Genomic DNA, 19,878 nt, shown 5'->3' with positions numbered 1-19,878 from the left:
GCTCATTGATAGATGTTAATAGATTTAAATATATGAAAATTGGTTTAGCGTCACCGGAAAAGATTCGTTCATGGTCTTTCGGTGAAGTGAAGAAACCGGAAACGATTAACTACAGAACATTAAAACCGGAACGCGATGGTTTATTCTGTGAGAAGATTTTCGGACCGACTAAAGACTGGGAATGCAGCTGCGGTAAGTACAAACGTGTCAGATATAAAGGGATGGTTTGTGACCGCTGCGGAGTCGAAGTTACACGCGCTAAAGTAAGACGTGAAAGAATGGGGCACATCGAGCTTGCAGCTCCTGTAACTCACATCTGGTACTTTAAAGGAATCCCGTCACGCATGGGTCTCCTTTTAGATATGTCACCCCGCTCGCTTGAAGAAATTATCTATTTCGCATCTTACGCTGTAATTAAGCCGGGACCTACGGGTCTCGAGCCTAAGCAGCTCTTAAGCGAACGTGAATACCGCGAGTATTACGATAAATTCGGCAATACATTTACAGCGAAAATGGGTGCTGAAGCGATTAAAGAATTACTTCAGCAGGTGGACTTAAACGAGGAACTTGAAATGCTCAGGAAAGAGCTTGAAACAGCAACAGGACAGCGTCTGACAAGAGCGATCAAACGTCTTGAAGTCGTTGAAGCTTTCCGTCATTCAGGCAATGATCCGTCATGGATGATTCTTGATGTGCTGCCGATTATTCCTCCGGAAATTCGTCCGATGGTACAGCTGGACGGCGGGCGTTTTGCTACGAGTGATATGAACGACCTTTACCGTCGCGTAATTAACCGTAACAACCGTCTGAAACGTCTCCTTGATTTAGGAGCACCGGGAATTATCGTCCAGAATGAGAAACGCATGCTGCAGGAAGCTGTAGATGCGCTTATCGATAATGGCCGCCGTGGCCGTCCTGTTACAGGACCGGGTAACCGCCCGCTTAAGTCACTGTCTCATATGCTTAAAGGTAAACAGGGACGTTTCCGTCAGAACCTTCTTGGTAAACGTGTTGACTATTCAGGACGTTCGGTAATCGTTGTCGGACCGGGTCTGAAAATGTATCAGTGCGGACTGCCGAAGGAAATGGCGCTCGAACTGTTCAAGCCTTTCGTGATGAAAGAACTTGTAGCACGTGACTTGGCGACAAACATCAAGAATGCCAAAGGCAAGATTGAGCGCATGGAAAATGAAGTATGGGATGTTCTGGAAGATGTTATTTCCGAGCACCCGGTACTGCTGAACCGTGCACCGACACTTCACCGTCTCGGTATTCAGGCTTTCGAAGCGAAATTAGTGGAAGGCCGCGCTATCCGTCTTCACCCGTTAGTTACAACAGCATACAATGCTGACTTTGACGGTGACCAGATGGCAGTGCACGTTCCATTATCGAAAGAAGCACAAGCTGAAGCACGCATGCTGATGCTCGCTGCTCAAAATATCCTTAACCCTAAAGACGGCAAGCCGGTAGTTACACCGTCCCAGGATATGGTTCTTGGTAACTACTACTTGACACTTGAACGTGAAAACATGAAAAATGAAGGGCATATCTTCAAGAGTATCGATGAAGTTGTGATGGCTTACCAGAACGGTTACACATCACTTCATACGCGTATCGGCCTTCATACACAAACCTTATCTGAGGAAAAAGTTTCTGCGGAGAACAAAGGTAAACTATTAATGACGACTGTCGGCAAAGTAATCTTCAATCAGATTATGCCGCCTTCATTCCCGTATATTAACGAACCGACACGCGAAAACTTAGAACGCAAAACACCAAACAAATACTTCATTGACGCTAAAGATTTAGGCGAAGAAGGTTTAGTTGAAAAAATTCAGGAAATGCCGCTTGTCGATCCATTTGACAAGAAATATCTTGGACAGGTTATTGCGGAAGTCTTCAACAAGTTCCACATTACAGAAACATCTGTCATGCTGGATCTGATGAAAGACCTCGGATTCAAATACTCCGCTAAAGCCGGTATTACGGTAGGGGTAGCAGATATCGTTGTACTTCCTGAGAAACAGGTCATCATCGACGATACTGAAGAAAAAGTTGAGAAAGTTCAGAAGCAGTTCTCCCGCGGTTTAATTACTGAAGAAGAACGTTATAATGCTGTTATTGAACTTTGGACAAAAGCTAAAGATGTTATTCAGGAAAAACTGATGGCATCATTACACCGCCTGAACCCGATCTTCATGATGAGTGACTCAGGTGCCCGCGGTAACGCATCAAACTTTACACAGCTTGCCGGTATGCGCGGACTGATGGCGAACCCGTCAGGTGAAATCATCGAGCTTCCAATCAAATCAAGTTTCCGTGAGGGACTGACAGTACTCGAGTACTTTATCTCGACTCACGGTGCGCGTAAAGGTCTTGCCGATACAGCACTGAAAACTGCTGACTCGGGTTACCTGACACGCCGTCTGGTTGATGTTGCGCAGGATGTTATCGTACGCGAAGAAGATTGCGGTACTGATAAAGGACTGAGTGTTTCTGCACTGACAGAAGGATCAGAACTTATCGAGCCGCTTATCGACCGTCTGGAAGGCCGTTATGTAAAAGAAACTGTAAGACATCCGGAAACTGACGAGGTCATTCTCGGCAGCAACGAGTTAATCACTCCGGATATCGCTAAAGAAATCGTGAACAGCGGCATTGAAGAAGTATATATCCGTTCAGCATTTACATGTAATACACGTCATGGTGTATGCGAACGCTGCTATGGTAAAAACCTTGCGACTGGTGAAAAAGTTGAGGTCGGCGAAGCAGTTGGTACAATTGCCGCTCAATCAATTGGTGAGCCGGGTACACAGCTTACAATGCGTACATTCCACACAGGCGGGGTAGCAGGTAGCGATATTACACAAGGTTTACCGCGTATTCAGGAACTATTCGAAGCGCGTAACCCGAAAGGGCAGGCACAGATTTCAGAAATACACGGTACAGTAACGGATATTGAAGTTGTTAAGGACCGTCAGCAGGAAGTTAAAGTTAAAGGTGAGCATGAAACCCGCACTTACATGGTGCCAGGGGCAGCACGCCTGCTGGTTGAAGTCGGCGATAAAGTCGGTCCTGGTGAAGTGTTAAATGAAGGTTCAATCGAACCTAAACAGCTGCTTCAGGTAGCCGGTTTAAATACGACACAGGAATATCTGCTTAAAGAAGTACAGAAAGTATACCGCATGCAAGGGGTAGAAATCGGTGATAAGCACGTTGAAGTTATGGTTCGTCAAATGCTGCGAAAAGTGCGCATTATCGATGCCGGAGACACTTCGTTATTACCAGGTGCTTTAGTAGAAATTCATACGTTTACGGACGCCAACAAAGAGATCTTCAAACAGAGAAAACGTCCGGCAACAGCAAAACCGGTACTGCTCGGTATTACGAAAGCTTCACTTGAAACTGAAAGTTTCCTTTCAGCAGCAAGCTTCCAGGAAACAACACGCGTCCTGACAGATGCAGCGATTAAAGGGAAACGCGATGATCTTCTCGGCCTTAAAGAGAACGTTATTATCGGTAAACTGATTCCTGCAGGTACAGGAATGGCCAAGTATAAAGATGTAGAGATAGATGTAGCTGAAAAAGCAGTATCGGAAGAAGAAGTTGTTCTTTTAGAAGATTAACTTTTTCGGAAGGTACTAAAATAAGAGGGAAGCACATGCATTGAAGGGTCAACTGCATGTGCGGTAGCCGCTCCGTAACAGGAGCGGCTTTTTATAAAAATGAAACTGCCCGCGAAAGAAAAAACTTCAACAAAAATCCCCGGTTTATTGTAGCTATAGAAGGAGATTTGTGTTAATCTGTTTATGTCTTAGCGATATGTTTTTTTATATCGGGAAAGCTTGACACTGAAGCTGCCGCAGTGGTATTATAGTTAAGGTTACTTTGTGAGGGGACTTTGTGCCCAGTCATAAAGGAGACAAAGTGTATTTTGTGTAAGATTTACATCTTACAGATTTTTTATACCCTGAAAATGAACCACCTGGATGTGTGGATTAAGAAAACGAGAGGAGGACATTCGATTATGCCAACTATTAATCAGTTGATCAGAAAGTCACGCAGTACTAAATCACAAAAATCTGCATCGCCTGCATTGAACAGAGGGTTTAACAGTCTTAAGAAACGCGTTACTACTGACGCTGCGCCACAAAAACGCGGTGTTTGTACACGTGTAGGTACTATGACTCCTAAAAAACCAAACTCTGCTTTACGTAAATATGCACGTGTCAGATTATCAAATAATATTGAAGTGAACGCGTATATCCCTGGTATCGGTCACAACCTGCAAGAACACAGTGTTGTACTTATCCGCGGAGGACGTGTTAAAGACTTACCGGGGGTACGTTACCACGTAGTTCGCGGTGCTCTTGATACTTCAGGTGTTGAAGGACGCAGACAAAGCCGTTCACATTACGGTGCTAAAAAACCTAAAGGCGACAAGTAATATTCAGTCACTTTAGATGCGTAAGCAAATTAAAAAAATGATAAAATAAAAAATGGAAGGAGGATAATTATGCCACGTAAAGGTCCAGTACCAAAAAGAGATGTATTACCGGATCCGATTCACAACTCTAAGCTTGTGACTAAACTCATCAACAAAATGATGATTGACGGTAAACGAGGAACTTCGCAAAAAATTCTTTATAACGCATTTGATCTAGTACAAGAACGTTCTGGTAAAGATGCTATGGAGGTTTTTGACGAAGCGATTGAAAACATTATGCCACTTCTTGAGGTTAAAGCACGCCGTGTTGGTGGGTCAAACTACCAAGTGCCGGTTGAAGTTCGTCCAGAACGCCGTACTACTCTAAGCTTACGTTGGCTTGTGAACTACGCACGTCTGCGTGGGGAAAAGACAATGGAAGAAAGATTAGCTAACGAAATTCTTGATGCTGCTAACAACACAGGTGGAGCAGTTAAGAAACGCGAAGAAAGTCATAAAATGGCTGAAGCTAACAGAGCATTTGCACACTACCGCTGGTAGGAAGCACTGCCTTTTAGTATTTAAATCTAATCCATTCCTGGAAGGAGCAAAGAATACTCATGGCAAGACCATTTACTCTAGAAAGAACGCGTAATATCGGTATCATGGCACACATCGATGCAGGTAAAACTACGACGACTGAACGTATTCTTTATTACACAGGGCGTATCCACAAACTAGGTGAAACACACGAAGGTGCTTCACAGATGGACTGGATGGAGCAGGAGCAGGAACGTGGAATCACGATCACATCTGCTGCGACAACAGCTGAGTGGGATAACCACCGTGTAAACATTATCGATACACCTGGACACGTAGACTTCACTGTTGAAGTTGAACGTTCATTACGTGTACTCGACAGTGCGGTTACAGTACTTGATGCACAATCAGGTGTTGAGCCACAAACTGAAACAGTATGGCGTCAGGCGACAACATACGGCGTTCCAAGACTTGTATTCGTAAACAAAATGGACAAAGTCGGTGCAGACTTCCAGTATTCAGTAGGCACTATCAGAGACCGTTTACAGGCGAATACACACCCGATCCAAATTCCGATTGGTGCTGAAGATAATTTCACAGGAATCATTGATCTTGTAGAAATGAAAGCATACAGCTACGGTAACGACCTGGGAACTGATATTAACGAAATTGAAATCCCTGCAGATTACGCTGACGAAGCAGCAGAAGCAAGAGAAGCTCTTATCGAAGGTTTAGCCGACGTCAATGAAGACGTTATGGAAAAATACCTCGGCGGAGAAGAACTTTCTGTGGAAGAACTTAAAGCAGCAATTCGCAAAGCGACTTGTGATGTTGAATTCTACCCTGCACTTTGCGGTACTGCATTCAAAAATAAAGGTGTTCAATTACTGCTTAACGCGGTAGTAGATTACCTTCCATCTCCATTAGACGTTAAACCGATTGTCGGTCATAAAGCTGATAATGAAGAAGAAGAGTATATTGCAAAACCGGATGATTCTGAGCCGTTTGCAGCATTGGCATTTAAAGTAATGACGGATCCATTCGTTGGTAAGCTTACTTTCTTCCGCGTGTACTCAGGTACACTTGATGCTGGTTCTTACGTACAGAATACTACTAAAGGCAAACGTGAACGTGTCGGCCGTATCTTACAGATGCACGCTAACTCACGTGAAGAAATCTCGACTGTTTATTCAGGAGATATCGCTGCTGCAGTAGGTCTAAAAGACACTGGTACTGGTGATACTCTTACACAGGAAAAACTTAACGTAATCCTTGAATCTATGGAATTCCCTGAACCGGTTATTCACTTATCGGTTGAGCCGAAGTCTAAGAGTGACCAGGATAAGTTAACGACTGCACTTGTTAAATTGCAGGAAGAAGACCCGACGTTCACAGCCCGTACTGATAAAGAAACCGGACAGGTTATTATCGGCGGTATGGGTGAGCTTCACCTGGACGTACTTGTTGACCGCATGAAACGTGAATTCAAAGTTGAATGTAACGTTGGTGCGCCAATGGTATCTTACCGTGAAACATTTACTGCACCTGCTAAGGTACAAGGTAAATTCGCCCGCCAATCTGGTGGTCGCGGTCAGTTCGGTGACGTTCACATTGAATTTACTCCAAACGAGCAAGGCGGCGGTTTCGAGTTCGAAAACGCGATTGTCGGAGGGGTAGTTCCACGTGAATATATTCCATCTGTAGAAGCTGGACTTAAAGATTCTATGGAAAACGGTGTAATTGCCGGATATCCTTTAGTTGACGTTAAGGCTAAACTTTACGATGGTTCATACCACGATGTCGATTCATCTGAAATGGCGTTTAAAGTCGCTGCATCACTGGCACTGAGAGAAGCTGCGAAAGTATGTAAACCAGTTCTTTTAGAGCCGATGATGAAAGTTGAAATCGTTATGCCTGAAGAATATTTAGGTGATATCATGGGTGACGTTACAAGCCGTCGCGGACGTGTAGAAGGTATGAATGCCCGCGGTAACGCTCAAGTCGTTAACGCATTCGTTCCACTTTCTGAAATGTTCGGATACGCAACATCACTGCGTTCTAACACGCAGGGTCGCGGTACTTACTCAATGGTATTCGACCACTATGAAGAGGTTCCTAAATCAGTATCTGAAGAAATCATCAAGAAAAATACAGGTGCTTAATTCATATACTTGATTTTTTAGAATAAATGCTTTATAAGTGTTGTAAGAAAGACTTCGAGACGGGTTTACCCCGTTCTCGGGTTTTATATAAAAAATAATGTTCTATATAAGGAGAGGTATTTTACAATGGGTAAAGAAAAATTTGACCGTTCGAAAACGCATGCCAACATTGGTACTATTGGTCACGTTGACCACGGTAAAACAACTTTAACAGCTGCTATTGCGACTGTATTATCTAAACACGGTGGCGGAGAAGCACAAAGCTACGACATGGTAGACAACGCACCTGAAGAAAAAGAGCGTGGTATTACAATTAACACGTCTCACATCGAGTACGAAACTGAAAAACGCCACTATGCACACGTTGACTGCCCAGGACACGCTGACTATGTTAAAAACATGATCACTGGTGCTGCACAAATGGACGGCGGTATCTTAGTAGTATCTGCTGCTGACGGCCCAATGCCACAAACTCGTGAGCACATCCTGCTTTCACGTAACGTAGGTGTACCTGCACTTGTTGTATTCTTAAACAAAGTTGACATGGTAGACGACGAAGAATTACTTGAATTAGTTGAAATGGAAGTTCGCGAATTACTTTCTGAATATGACTTCCCTGGCGACGACGTTCCAGTAATCGCTGGTTCAGCTCTTAAAGCTCTTGAAGGCGACGAAGAGTACGAACAAAAAATTCTTGACCTTATGAATGCTGTTGATGAGTACATTCCAACTCCGGAACGCGACTCTGACAAGCCATTCATGATGCCTGTTGAGGACGTATTCTCAATCACTGGCCGTGGTACTGTTGCTACAGGACGTGTTGAGCGTGGACAAGTTAAAGTCGGTGAAGAAATCGAAATCATCGGTATCACTGAGTCTAAGAAAACAACTGTTACAGGTGTAGAAATGTTCCGTAAGCTTCTTGACTACGCTGAAGCTGGTGACAACATCGGTGCTCTTTTACGTGGTGTTGCACGTGAAGACATCCAGCGTGGACAGGTTTTAGCTGCTCCAGGATCAATCACACCACACACAAACTTCAAAGCTGAAGTTTATGTTCTTTCAAAAGATGAAGGTGGACGTCACACTCCTTTCTTCACTAACTACCGCCCGCAGTTCTACTTCCGTACAACTGACGTAACTGGCGTATGTAACTTACCAGAAGGAACTGAAATGGTTATGCCTGGTGACAACGTTGAAATGACAGTAGAACTTATTTCACCAATCGCTATTGAAGACGGTACTCGTTTCTCAATTCGTGAAGGTGGACGTACTGTAGGATCAGGCGTTGTAACTGAAATCCAAAAATAATAATTTTTGAATTGTTATAACTGTAAATAAAAAGAGCTGAGATTTTATCTCAGCTCTTTTTTTGTGCCTTATTTTATTTTGAACGTTTATCGAAGTTCAGTACTGCTTTCAGCAGTGTTTCAACCCCTGTTTTCATTCCTTCTTCATCAATGTCGAACATAGGATTGTGATGAGGGATATCGGCTTTTTTCTCGCTGTTTCTGACACCGGTGTAGAAATAACAGCCGGGTTTTTCCTGGATGAAGTAGGAGAAGTCTTCTCCGCCCATTGCAGGCCCCACTTCTTCAACCCCTGAAACGAACGCTGCATCTTCCCTGACATTACCTGTAACGTAGTCTAAGAGAGCATGATCGTTTTTCATCGACGGATAGCCGTACATAATTTCGAGATCGGCATTAACATTAAAACTTGCGCTGATGCCGAGACAGATCTGTTCCAGTCGTTTAGCTACTGTTTGTCTTACGTCCTCAGTGTAAGTTCTGAAGGTTCCTTTAATTTCTGCCTTGCCGGGAATAACATTGAACACTGAGCCGGCATTATATGCGCCGATTGTCACAACTGCTGAGTCAAGAGGGCTTACAGAACGTGATACAATCGTCTGTATTTGCTGAATCAGCGATGCCGAGGCAACAATTGGATCATGAGTCACCTGAGGTGTCGCACCGTGTCCGCCGAGCCCGTTAACGGTAATTTTAAACGAGTCCGCATTCGCGTACATCGTATCGTAGTTATATTTAATAGTACCGACAGGAAACTTAGTGGAAACATGTGTACCGAATACATAATCGATATCGTCGAGCGCACCATCTTCAATCATAGCCTTGGCTCCGCCCGGCAGCAGCTCTTCGGCATGCTGATGTAAAAATACGACGTTGACCGGCAGCTCATCTTTATGTTCTGACAAAATTTTAGCCATCGTAATCAGCATAGCTGTATGTGCATCGTGTCCGCATGCATGCATTACACCCGGAATTTTTGATTTATACGGCACGTCTTTTTCATCGTTTATCGGCAGCGCATCAAAGTCTGCACGCAGTGCGACCGTTTCAAACTCATCATTTACCTGAAGCCTTGCAACGATCCCGTTTCCTCCGACATCCTGTCTGATATCGAGGCCGAGATCTTTTATCTGGTCGTAAATCCATTTTTTCGTATTCATTTCCTGAAAAGAGATTTCAGGGTGCTGATGCATATATCTGCGAAGTTCCACCATAGATTCAAAGTGGTCATTAATTATTTGTTTTATATCCATTATCGGGACTCCTTTTCTAAATAGGTAAATACAGATTCAAGCATGACGCTTACCGCATTGACCATTCCTTTTTCATCGATATCAAAATGAGCATGGTGATGAGGGAAATCTGCTTTAAAGCTTGAGTTTTTAACGCCGGTATAGAAGAATGTTCCCGGAACGCGCTGCAGATAATAAGAGAAATCTTCGCCGCCGAGATCCGGTTCAAGTCTGATTGTTTCGTTGACAGTGGAAATTTTGTCCGCACTTTCTACTACGATATCTGTCATTCTGTCATCATTGACTACAGGCGGATAGCCCTTCATATAGTCGAGATCGAATGATACACCAGTCGTTCTGACCAGCCCTTCAAGCGTCCTGTTGAGCTCTTTAATCATAGTTTCCTGCATTTCGTGATTAAACGAGCGGATGGTTCCGCCGATAGTTACTTCATCCGGAATGACGTTATGCTGATTGCCGGCATTAAACATCGTAATCGACAAAACGACAGAGTCCATGGCATTTGTGCGTCTTGTTACAGCATATTGAAGCTGATTGCAGAGCGCAATGCCTGCTGCGACCGGATCAATTGTATCGTGCGGACGCGAAGCGTGGCCGCCGCGTCCTTTTAAAGTAATGGTAAAGTCATCGGGGATACCGGTCGCAGTGCCGTATTTATAACCGATTTTTCCAACATCAAGCGATGTAGTCACGTGCTGGCCGAAGATGGCATCGACGCCGTCGAGGCAGCCGTCTGCAATCATTTGAATGGCTCCGCCGGGATCTACTTCTTCCGCGTGCTGATGAATGAATACGATATTGCCTTTCAATGTATCTCTCATGCCGCTCAGAATTTTAGCTGCGGTAAGTACAATCGCCGTATGAGCATCGTGTCCGCATGCGTGCATCACGCCCGGAACTGTAGATTTATACGGTGTGTCTTTTAAGTCCTGAATCGGCAGTGCATCGAAATCCGCTCTTAATGCGACGGTCGGAAGCGATTCATCCACAATCAGTTTGCCGACCACGCCGCGCCCGCCGACACCTTCACGGACATCGATGGAGAGACTGCGCAGATAATCTGCGATATAGGCAGGTGTATGAACTTCTTTAAACGACAACTCCGGATACATATGCAGATGCCTGCGCAGCTGGACCATCCCGTTGTAATTCTCGGCGACTGCAGATTCAATTGATTTTACGTCCATTTAATCACCGATTCTTTTTCTAAAATTTTCATGAACATCATCAATGCTGTTTCCATTGCATCTTCGTCGATATCAAACATATCTGTATGATGGGCAGGTGTTGTTTTCTTTTCTTCATTGCCGGTACCTGTGTAGAAGAAAGCACCCGGCTTATTTAAAATATAATAAGAAAAATCTTCACCGATCATTAAAGGATCGGCTTCTTTGTAAGGAAGTCCGAGCTCTTTTGCCGCATCGGCAATAAGCTGAGCTTCTTCTTCATGGTTAATTACAGCAGGATAGCCGAATTTATATTCCATATCTGCAGAAGCGCCTCGTTTTTTAGTTGTATATTCCACTTCCTGTTTGAAAATTTCATAAATTTTTTCTTTAACTTCCTGTTTAAACGTACGGACAGTACCCGTAATTCTGACAGTATCAGGAATGACATTAAACGCGTCTCCGCCGCGCACGCTGCCTACAGTAACGACTGCATTCTCAATCGGCGAAATCTGGCGTGCTACCGCGGTCTGTAAATTGGTAATCAGTTCTGCGGCGACGACAATCGGATCAACCGTCAGGTCCGGATATGCAGCATGCCCGCCGGAACCCTGGAGCGTTATGTAGAAACCGTCGGGGCTCGCTATCATTGCGCCCGGTTTCGTCTGCACTTCATGTGTATCGAACTGGCTCCAGTAATGCTGGCCGTAGACTTTATCAACACCGGCGAGCGCATCGTCATCGACCATTGCCTTGGCGCCTCCCGGCTGTTCTTCCTCGCCGTATTGGAAGATAAAAGATACAGTGCCGCTTAAATTGTCTTTATTCGCCATTACAGCGTCCACAAGGCCTAAAAGGGTACTCGTATGACCATCATGACCGCAGGCGTGCATAGCCCCCGGATTTTGCGATTTATAAGGCACATCTTTCTGGTCTTCAATCGGAAGTGCATCAAAGTCAGCACGGACGGCAATGTGCGGACTGCCCGAGCCGATTGAGGCAACGATACCGGCACCTTCGTTTTCATCGTTTTTACCGACATTTTCACGAATGTTTAATTCAGGGTACTGTTTAAGCTTACCTAGAATAAACTGGTATGTTTCTTTCTCTTTAAATGATACTTCCGGATGCATATGCATGTGGCGTCTCGCCGTGACCATCCCGGGAAGTTTTGATGATGCGATATCTCTAATACTCATGATTGAACCTCCATAACTGTTTTCTATTCATATTATCAGAGCGAGCCTGAGTTTAAAATATATAAAGCTTAAAAGTGAGAAAATTACAACAATATAAACAATTTGATATCGTTCAAAGAAAGCGCTTAGATATGCTAAAATGTTAGGTAAGGAGGGGACGTATATGTCACAAAAATTAGAACAGTATTTACAAACAAATCTGGAATATTTAAAAGACAACGGTCTGTACAATGAGATAGATGTAGTAGAAGGTGCAAACGGTCCTGAAATTACAGTAGCAGGCAAAAGCCTGATTAACTTATCGTCTAATAACTATTTAGGTCTTGCAACGGATGAAAAATTAAAAGAAGCAGCGATAGAAGCAATTAAATCACACGGTGTAGGCGCTGGAGCGGTACGTACAATTAACGGTACGCTGGATCTTCACGTGGAACTGGAAAACACGCTTGCAGAATTCAAAGGAACTGAAGCAGCAGTTGCTTTCCAATCAGGCTTTAACTGTAATATGGCGGCAATTCAAGCTGTTATGAATAAAGAAGATGCGATTTTATCTGATGAATTAAATCACGCGTCAATTATCGACGGGTGCCGCTTATCTAAAGCTAAAATTATCCGTGTAAACCATTCTGATATGGATGATCTCCGTGCTAAAGCAAAAGAAGCGGTGGAATCAGGACTTTATAAAAAAGTAATGTACATTACAGACGGTGTATTCTCAATGGACGGCGATGTGGCGAAACTGCCTGAAATCGTCGAGATCGCAAAAGAATTCGACTTAATCACATATGTCGATGACGCGCACGGTTCAGGTGTAATGGGCAAAGGTGCCGGTACAGTTAAACATTTCGGTCTTGAAAAAGAAATCGATCTTCAAATGGGTACATTATCGAAAGCAATCGGTGTTGTCGGCGGTTATGTTGCCGGGTCACAGGATTTAATCGATTACCTGAAAGTCGCGGCACGTCCGTTCTTATTCTCGACGTCGTTAACTCCAGGAGATACGAAAGCAATCACTGAAGCGGTTAAAACTTTAATGGCTTCAACTGAGCTGCACGATAAATTATGGGAAAACGGCGACTATCTGAAAGCCGGCCTGAAAGATTTAGGCTTTGAAATCGGCAACTCGGAAACACCGATTACACCTTGTATTATCGGTGACGAGAAAAAAGCTCAGGAATTTTCAAAACGTCTGAAAGAGGAGGGCGTTTATGCAAAATCAATCGTCTTCCCGACAGTGCCGAAGGGTACGGGACGCGTAAGAAACATGCCGACAGCGGCACACACGAAAGAAATGCTCGACCAGGCGCTTGAAATATACGCGAAAGTCGGCCGGGAAATGGGAATTATTAACTAAAACATAAACTTTTCGATAAGGGGAAACAATCATGGAACGAATTATAGTTACAGGGGCGCTCGGACAGATTGGGACAGAGTTAACCGTTAAATTAAGAGAAATTTACGGTGAGGACAATGTTCTGCCGACAGATATTAAAGAACCTGTGGATTCACCGCTCGAAGGCAAAGCTTTCGAAATTCTGGATGTCACGGACCGCGAAGCGATGGAGCGTATTGCCAAAGAATTTAAGGCGGATACGATTATGCATCTGGCCGCACTTTTAAGCGCAACATGTGAAAAGGATCCGATGCTTGCATGGAATATTAATATGGGCGGACTGGTTAATGCACTGGAAACAGCCCGCACACTTAATCTGCAGTTCTTTACACCGAGCTCCATTGGCGCTTTCGGTCCGACGACACCGAGGAAAGATACGCCTCAGATAACCATTCAGCGTCCGACTACGATGTACGGGGTGAACAAAGTATCGGGTGAATTGCTGTGCGATTACTACTTCGATAAATTCGGCGTGGATACGCGCGGGGTGCGTTTCCCGGGTCTGATTTCGCACGTAAGAGAACCGGGCGGCGGTACGACGGATTATGCTGTGGAAATTTATTTTGAAGCGGTGAAAAATGGTAAATATACATCATTTATCGGTAAAGATACCTTTATGGATATGATGTATATGGACGATGCGATTCAGGCCATTATTGACCTGATGGAAGCGGACAGCAGCAAACTGGAAAACCGCAATGCCTTTAACGTAACGAGTATGAGCCTCGAACCGGAAATGGTGGCGGCATCAATCCGCCGTCATTATCCCGGCTTTGAACTCAGCTATGATGTTGATCCTGTCAGACAGGGCATCGCAGAAAGCTGGCCGGATAATATCGATGCAGCGGAAGCGAAACGCCAATGGGATTTCAAGGCATCTTTTGATTTGGATAAAATGACTGATACAATGATAGAAGCGATACAGGAGAAGAATCCGGCGGGAATTTAAGAAATGTCCCGTCCGGTTCGTGGAGGGTGACGAATGGACCGTATCATTTTATACGATAAGGATGGGACACTGTTAAATTTTCATAAACTGTGGACACCGTATGCAAAAAAATGCATAGACGAGTTTGCAAAAGATTTTAATGCACATGATATAAAGTCGGAAGTTGCCGAGGAACTGGGCTACATCGATGAGGAAATTAAAGCGAACTCGACAATTGCCTCAGGCACCGGCAGCGATATTCACAAAGTCTTTGAATCATTCAGACAGGGCGGGGGAGAATGGGCGAAATCTTTTTATGAATCCAATCTTCAGATGCTCGCTGATGATATGGTGCTGATCGACGGTGTTGAAACAGTGCTGGAACACGGTTTAAACAACGGTTATAAAAATGTAATCGTGACGAGTGACAGCAGGGATTCGACGCTTAGATTTATCGAGAAATTCGAGCTGCAGCCGTATATATTTGATGTAATTTGCGGCGACGATAACGATTATCACAAACCGCAATTCGGTTTTATTAAAGACTTTATCGATAAACACCAATATGCAATTGAAGATCTTGTGATGGTGGGGGATAACGCTGCAGATACCATGCTCGGCTACGATGAAGGCTTATACACCATCGGCGTGCTGAGCGGCACTGGTCAGCTTGAACACCTGACTGGAGCGGATAAGATAGTCGACAGTATTATGGATCTGTACGATGCAGACGGGAAGTTCATTCTCGATGCATGAAGTATTTATGAAAGCTGCGATTGAAGAAGCCAAAAAAGCAGCAGCTTTAGGAGAAGTGCCTATTGGGGCAGTTATTGTCAAAAACGATGAAATAATCAGCCGGGCACATAACCTGCGCGAAACCACCCAGAATCCCGTAACTCACGCAGAACTGCTCGCGATTCAGGCAGCATCTGAAGCGGTCGGCTCATTCAGGCTGGAAGACTGCACATTATATGTCACGCTGGAACCATGTGTGATGTGCTCCGGCGCGATAATAATGTCGAGGGTGCCTCTCGTAGTTTACGGCGCGCCGGATCCTAAAGGCGGCACCGTCGACAGCCTGATGAATCTGCTGGACGAACCGCGGTTTAACCATCGTGCAGATGTGGTAAGCGGTGTGCTGCAGGAAGACTGCAGTGAGATGCTGAAGACATTCTTTAGAAACTTACGCATGAAGAAGAAGAAAAACTCCCTTTGAGACCGCTGTCTGCGGACTCGGGGAGTTTTTTGTCTCGTCAGCTTCTGCGGGTTTCAAGCATTCACTCCCTCCCCATAATAAAAGACCGAAACTCAAAGGTTCCGGTCTCACGATCAAACTATTTTTGATATTTTAATCGGCTAAATGCGTCGTGCTGGTGGATGCTTTCTTCGTTGCGGCATTCAAGTTCGAAGCCTTTCACCCAGTCGAGCTCGACTAAGTCATATGCCACCAGACGGATTAAATCTTCGACGAAGCGCGGATTTTCATAAGCGCGTTCTGTGACCATTTTCTCGTCTGTACGTTTTAAAATCGGATAGAGCTGGCTCGATGCGTTAATTTCAAGAATTTCATATAAATCTTCTTTATAAGTCGCAGGGAGCTCCGCGCTGTCATCGATATCGATGAGAACCTTAACATTGCCCCGCTGGTTATGTGCACTGTATTCACTGATTTCTTTCGAACATGGGCACAGTGTAGTGACCTGGGCTGTCATGCCGAATTGCTTGCGAGTAAATGATTCTCCGTCGAATGCTGCAGAATACACAACATCCGCGTTTGCCACCGCATTTAAGCCGGTACCCGGCGAGGGCTTGTTAAAGAACCATTTACCGTCGACAGTCAGTTCTGCTGAATTCTGTTTCATGCGTCCGCGCAATTTCGACAGGAGTTCTTTAATTGTGTCAAAATCGAGTGGTACACCGCCGCTGTTGACAGTTTCCAGAGATTCGATTAAACGGCTCATATTGATGCCTTTTTCATCTTTTTCAAGGCTGGTTGCCAGCTCAAAGTTGCCGACTGACTGGAAATCACCGATGACTACAGGGTAAGATAAATTATTAATGCCGACAGAATCGACTTCAAAAAGGAAGTCTTTACGTGAGTTTTGTAAATCTGCCATATCTTCTTTAACTTTTGGTTTAGTGCCTTCAATAGGGTCAACTGAACCAAAATATTTAAAACGACCTTCTCTTGTCGTCAAGTCAAATTCTTCCATTTATAATGCTCCTTAATCAATTTCGTAACTGTAAAAGTTCTCGTACCTCATCCACCGTTCTCTGGCATCGTCACCCTGCTGGGTATCTGCAGCAAGATCTTCGAGCAGCTTGCCTGTTTGTGAACGATGAGCGGCCATAACATCCAGTTTCCGTTCTGTATAGCCGTCAATATCGATAACGATATCCGGTTCGCCGAGATCGTCGAAAGTCCGGTTATCAAAGGCGACAAGCTGGAGCGCCGGACGTTTATCCGGAGAGATGTCCGTCAGTGCTTCTATTACAGCATCTGCAGTAGCCTCGTGATCCGGATGGACTGAATAGCCCGGATAAAATGTAATAATACGCGTCGGTGCGAGCTCGGCGATTAAATCGGTAATGACACCTTTAAGTTTACCATGTTCTTCGAACTCGAGAGTTTTGTCTCTGAATCCGAGCAGGCGGAGATCATCAACACCCATAATACGCGCTGATTCCTCAACTTCGGCTTTACGGATAGAATGGAGCGATTCGCGCGTTGCAAACGGCGGGTAGCCGAGGTTCCGTCCCATATCGCCGAAAGTCAGGCAGGCGTATGTGACAGGGACTCCCGCTTCTCTGTATTTCATTATTGTTCCGCTGACACCGAATGCTTCATCATCGGGATGCGGGAAAACAACAAGTACGTGATTTTCCTGTGAAAAATCCATGTGATTTCCTCCTACTTAAAGAATGGTTTCGTTGAAATTTCAAGCGCTGAAGCGAGTTTGCCTTCGGCGTTAAAGCCGTGCATGATAAACTCCCCGTTCTCGCCCTCGATATAATGCGTTAAGCCGAGAACGTAAACCCAGCCGCCGTTAGCGAGCTTTAGCCCGACACGGTGCTCTTTTGAGCGGTTGCCGCCGCGGATAGTTGCCTGAATGAATTCAACCTGAATATTGCGCAGGAAGGTTCCCGCATTAAAGATATTGTCATCCAGATGACTCGCGTACATGCCGCTTGTTATTTCAACATGCAAGTAGACCGGTGTATTTTCATATTCTGTTAAGATTTTCTGAACATCCTGTTTTACTATTTTCTTCATTTCCATGAATAGAAAACTCCTATAATTATAATATCAGCTACCATATTAAAAGAGATAGCAAGCTATCTCTTTCTTAGTTCAATACTTTATCTACAACTTCGATCTTTTCTACTGAATTGTAAGCGCCATGTCTGACAACACCGACATGCTCATTCATCTGCCAGCCGTTTTTAATTGCGCTGGTGACGAAAGCTTTTGCCAGCTGTACTGCTTCAAGCGGCTCTTTGCCGTTGGCAAGGTTAGCTGCGATGGATGCTGCAAATGTACATCCCGCGCCGTGGTTAAAAGCAGTATCGAATTTTTTTGATTCGAGCAGGTGAAGTTCCGTGCCGTCGTAGAAGACGTCAATTGCAGAATCACCCTCGATGCCCGTGCCGCCTTTAACGACAACATAATTCGCACCTTTAGCATGAATTGCCTTAGCTGCTTCTTTGATTTCATCAAGTGTGCGCGGAGTTTTAACGCCCGCGAGGTGTCCCGCTTCAACCAGATTCGGTGTGACGACTGTTGCATTCGGAATCAGGTTCTCAATCATTGATTCCACAAGCCCGGGGTTCAGGACTTCATCGTCTCCTTTACAAACCATAACAGGGTCGACAACGAAATGTTTGGCATTTGAATTTAAAAAAGCTTCCTTCGAAAGTTCTACAACTTCTTCTGAAGGCAGCATCCCTGTTTTAATGACATCGGGATTTAAAGAAAGTGCTGTTTCGAGCTGATTTTTAACATCTTCTATTGGTATTGGGCTCACGCGGTGAGACCAAGTTGATGGTTCCATTGAAACTACAGTGGTTAAAACACTGAAGCCGTAGGTTTCATGCTCCTGGAAAGCTTTTAAATCTGCTGCGATTCCAGCGCCGCCGCTGACGTCTGTCCCGGCTATTGTTAACGTTTTTGCAAGTGCCATTATATTTCCCCCTAATTGTACTGATAGATATTGTCATTTTACTATAATTAGCGGTGTAATTCTAGAGCATTGCTTACAACGATGATATAATGAAGTTTTAGTATGGAGGTGCGTTAAAAATGGCAGATTTAAACTGGGAAGAAATCTTTCGCAGCATTACGAATAATCACGATTTCACAACGATGAGACAGACATTAAATGAACGCTACAGAAAGGGCGAAGTTTATCCGCCGGAAGAACAGGTATACACCGCCTTTGAATTAACACCATTTAACAGTATTAAAGTTGTAATTTTGGGACAGGATCCCTATCACGGGAAAGGCCAGTCGCACGGTCTTGCATTTTCAGTGAACGAAGGCGTTAAAATTCCGCCTTCACTCAGAAATATATATAAGGAGCTCGAGAGCGACCTCGGTATCGTCAGAACAACGGGTAACTTATCGGACTGGGCCGAAGAAGGCGTCCTCTTGTTAAACACTGTGCTGACAGTAGATGCGGGAGATGCAAACTCTCACCGCGGACTCGGCTGGGAACAGTTCACGGACGATATTATCCGTACGATTTCAGAGGAACTTGAGCATGTTGTATTTATTCTCTGGGGAAAACCGGCGCAGAAAAAAATTAAGTTAATCGACACTGATAAACACAAAATAATTACTTCAGTTCATCCAAGCCCGCTCTCTGCATTCAGGGGGTTCTTCGGTTCAAAACCGTTCAGCCAGACAAATGCTTATCTCGAATCTGCCGGCCGCGGACCGATTGACTGGAGCGAACAGCATGAATAAGCAGATTGCAGCAGAATTAAAAAGAGAATTAGAGTTTATAGAAGCGGGTATCGAGGTATCCAAGCATGCCTACGCCATGCAGAAGCTACTTGGGCTACTGGCTGATTCAGATGATAAACAGCCGGATCCAAAGCCGAAATTAGAGGATAATATGACAATCCGCCGCACTCCTGTTGCCAAACGGGCGGTGGACGAGGATGATGATGGTAACGGCAGAGATATTTTTGATTTTTAATGGAGGTCGTTTCACCTAATGTTAGTATTCATCATCGTTGGTGCAGTGTTTTTCATTCTTTCGTTTGTGTTCGGCAGGTATAGAAAAAAGCTGCGGAAAGAGCATATAAAAGCGTGGAATAAAGCGTTGAAATATATGAGGTATACTTCACTGGCACTAATTATTGCAGGGCTTTTGTATGTGCCCGAAGTGCAAATCTTAAAATTCGGCGGCTGGCTGTTTATTTTCAGTCTGATACTTTATTCAAGTTCGCTGTATCTTATTTTTATTAAAAACAGAGAAAAAAGCGGGGGAAATTAG

General features: G+C 44.5%; 19 protein-coding genes. 12 read left to right on the top strand and 7 right to left on the bottom strand.

The genetic code is table 11. The annotated features are described in order from the left end of the window. Positions 1-5: 5 nt before the first annotated feature. The 5 genes from rpoC to tuf all read left to right on the top strand — a co-directional run bounded on the left by rpoC (position 6) and on the right by tuf (position 8,439). The gene (gene rpoC / locus MHH58_RS11285) at positions 6-3,626 is read left to right on the top strand and encodes a DNA-directed RNA polymerase subunit beta' (protein WP_341345936.1); all 3,621 of its coding nucleotides are present in this window, start codon (positions 6-8) and stop codon (positions 3,624-3,626) included. 401 nt (positions 3,627-4,027) lie between these two features. Beyond that, positions 4,028-4,447, top strand: a complete 420-nt coding sequence (gene rpsL, locus MHH58_RS11280; RefSeq protein WP_115885255.1) for a 30S ribosomal protein S12 — start codon at positions 4,028-4,030, stop codon at positions 4,445-4,447. A 69-nt stretch (positions 4,448-4,516) separates the two neighbouring features. Further along, positions 4,517-4,987 (top strand): 30S ribosomal protein S7, encoded by a 471-nt coding sequence (rpsG, locus tag MHH58_RS11275; protein ID WP_026860143.1) that lies wholly within the window; start codon positions 4,517-4,519, stop codon positions 4,985-4,987. Positions 4,988-5,046: 59 nt separating this feature from the next. Continuing rightward, positions 5,047-7,128 carry an elongation factor G gene (gene fusA / locus MHH58_RS11270; protein WP_135099078.1) on the top strand — a complete coding sequence of 694 codons (2,082 nt, stop codon included), beginning with the start codon at positions 5,047-5,049 and terminating at the stop codon, positions 7,126-7,128. A gap of 126 nt (positions 7,129-7,254) precedes the next feature. After that, positions 7,255-8,439, top strand: coding sequence for an elongation factor Tu (gene tuf / locus MHH58_RS11265; protein ID WP_135099076.1), 1,185 nt, complete (start codon positions 7,255-7,257; stop codon positions 8,437-8,439). A gap of 73 nt (positions 8,440-8,512) precedes the next feature. Here the strand turns inward: tuf and MHH58_RS11260 are convergent, their stop codons facing one another. The 3 genes from MHH58_RS11260 to MHH58_RS11250 are packed head-to-tail and all read right to left on the bottom strand — an operon-like array spanning position 8,513 to position 12,056. After that, on the bottom strand, positions 8,513-9,691 hold the full coding sequence (locus MHH58_RS11260) for a M20 metallopeptidase family protein (protein WP_341345935.1): 1,179 nt from the start codon (positions 9,689-9,691) through the stop codon (positions 8,513-8,515). Continuing rightward, positions 9,691-10,878 carry an amidohydrolase gene (locus MHH58_RS11255; RefSeq protein WP_341345934.1) on the bottom strand — a complete coding sequence of 396 codons (1,188 nt, stop codon included), beginning with the start codon at positions 10,876-10,878 and terminating at the stop codon, positions 9,691-9,693. Before MHH58_RS11255 ends, MHH58_RS11260 begins: the two co-directional genes overlap by 1 nt. After that, the gene (locus MHH58_RS11250; protein WP_341345933.1) at positions 10,869-12,056 is read right to left on the bottom strand and encodes a M20 metallopeptidase family protein; all 1,188 of its coding nucleotides are present in this window, start codon (positions 12,054-12,056) and stop codon (positions 10,869-10,871) included. The genes MHH58_RS11255 and MHH58_RS11250 overlap by 10 nt, the downstream gene beginning before the upstream one ends. A 163-nt stretch (positions 12,057-12,219) precedes the next feature. Between MHH58_RS11250 and MHH58_RS11245 the strand changes: the two genes are divergently transcribed. The 4 genes from MHH58_RS11245 to tadA are packed head-to-tail and all read left to right on the top strand — an operon-like array spanning position 12,220 to position 15,593. After that, a complete protein-coding gene (locus MHH58_RS11245) occupies positions 12,220-13,410 on the top strand; it encodes a glycine C-acetyltransferase (RefSeq protein ID WP_135098740.1) in 1,191 nt (396 codons plus the stop codon). Positions 13,411-13,441: 31 nt separating this feature from the next. After that, positions 13,442-14,398 carry an NAD-dependent epimerase/dehydratase family protein gene (locus MHH58_RS11240; protein WP_341345932.1) on the top strand — a complete coding sequence of 319 codons (957 nt, stop codon included), beginning with the start codon at positions 13,442-13,444 and terminating at the stop codon, positions 14,396-14,398. Between the two features lie 33 nt (positions 14,399-14,431). After that, entirely contained in the window at positions 14,432-15,133 is a 702-nt protein-coding gene (locus tag MHH58_RS11235; RefSeq protein WP_115885247.1) for an HAD family hydrolase, read from the top strand. After that, positions 15,126-15,593, top strand: a complete 468-nt coding sequence (tadA, locus tag MHH58_RS11230) for a tRNA adenosine(34) deaminase TadA (RefSeq protein ID WP_135098744.1) — start codon at positions 15,126-15,128, stop codon at positions 15,591-15,593. Before MHH58_RS11235 ends, tadA begins: the two co-directional genes overlap by 8 nt. A 118-nt stretch (positions 15,594-15,711) precedes the next feature. Here tadA and folE2 read toward each other — a convergent pair whose 3' ends face one another. The 4 genes from folE2 to thiD form a co-directional block, all read right to left on the bottom strand. Next, on the bottom strand, positions 15,712-16,590 hold the full coding sequence (gene folE2, locus MHH58_RS11225) for a GTP cyclohydrolase FolE2 (RefSeq protein WP_135098746.1): 879 nt from the start codon (positions 16,588-16,590) through the stop codon (positions 15,712-15,714). A 12-nt stretch (positions 16,591-16,602) separates the two neighbouring features. Further along, on the bottom strand, positions 16,603-17,277 hold the full coding sequence (bshB2, locus tag MHH58_RS11220; RefSeq protein ID WP_135098748.1) for a bacillithiol biosynthesis deacetylase BshB2: 675 nt from the start codon (positions 17,275-17,277) through the stop codon (positions 16,603-16,605). Between the two features lie 11 nt (positions 17,278-17,288). Then, a complete protein-coding gene (locus MHH58_RS11215; protein ID WP_135098914.1) occupies positions 17,289-17,651 on the bottom strand; it encodes a DUF1806 family protein in 363 nt (120 codons plus the stop codon). Between the two features lie 73 nt (positions 17,652-17,724). Continuing rightward, a complete protein-coding gene (gene thiD, locus MHH58_RS11210) occupies positions 17,725-18,558 on the bottom strand; it encodes a bifunctional hydroxymethylpyrimidine kinase/phosphomethylpyrimidine kinase (RefSeq protein WP_135098750.1) in 834 nt (277 codons plus the stop codon). A gap of 119 nt (positions 18,559-18,677) precedes the next feature. Here thiD and MHH58_RS11205 point away from each other — a divergent pair, with 119 nt between their 5' ends. From MHH58_RS11205 to MHH58_RS11195, 3 genes are read left to right on the top strand one after another with little or no spacing between them, the layout of a single operon-like run. Continuing rightward, entirely contained in the window at positions 18,678-19,343 is a 666-nt protein-coding gene (locus MHH58_RS11205; protein WP_341345931.1) for a uracil-DNA glycosylase, read from the top strand. Next, on the top strand, positions 19,336-19,578 hold the full coding sequence (locus MHH58_RS11200; protein WP_341345930.1) for a hypothetical protein: 243 nt from the start codon (positions 19,336-19,338) through the stop codon (positions 19,576-19,578). The genes MHH58_RS11205 and MHH58_RS11200 overlap by 8 nt, the downstream gene beginning before the upstream one ends. Before the next feature lie 18 nt (positions 19,579-19,596). Then, positions 19,597-19,878: a DUF423 domain-containing protein gene (locus MHH58_RS11195; protein WP_135098756.1), complete on the top strand. Its 282-nt coding sequence runs from the start codon at positions 19,597-19,599 to the stop codon at positions 19,876-19,878.

Origin of the sequence: Jeotgalicoccus sp. FSL K6-3177 (assembly GCF_038050175.1) — a bacterium.
GTDB classification, from domain to species: domain Bacteria; phylum Bacillota; class Bacilli; order Staphylococcales; family Salinicoccaceae; genus Jeotgalicoccus; species Jeotgalicoccus nanhaiensis.
Note: the sequence above shows the minus strand (reverse complement) of the source record. Positions and strands in the feature narration are given on the sequence as shown.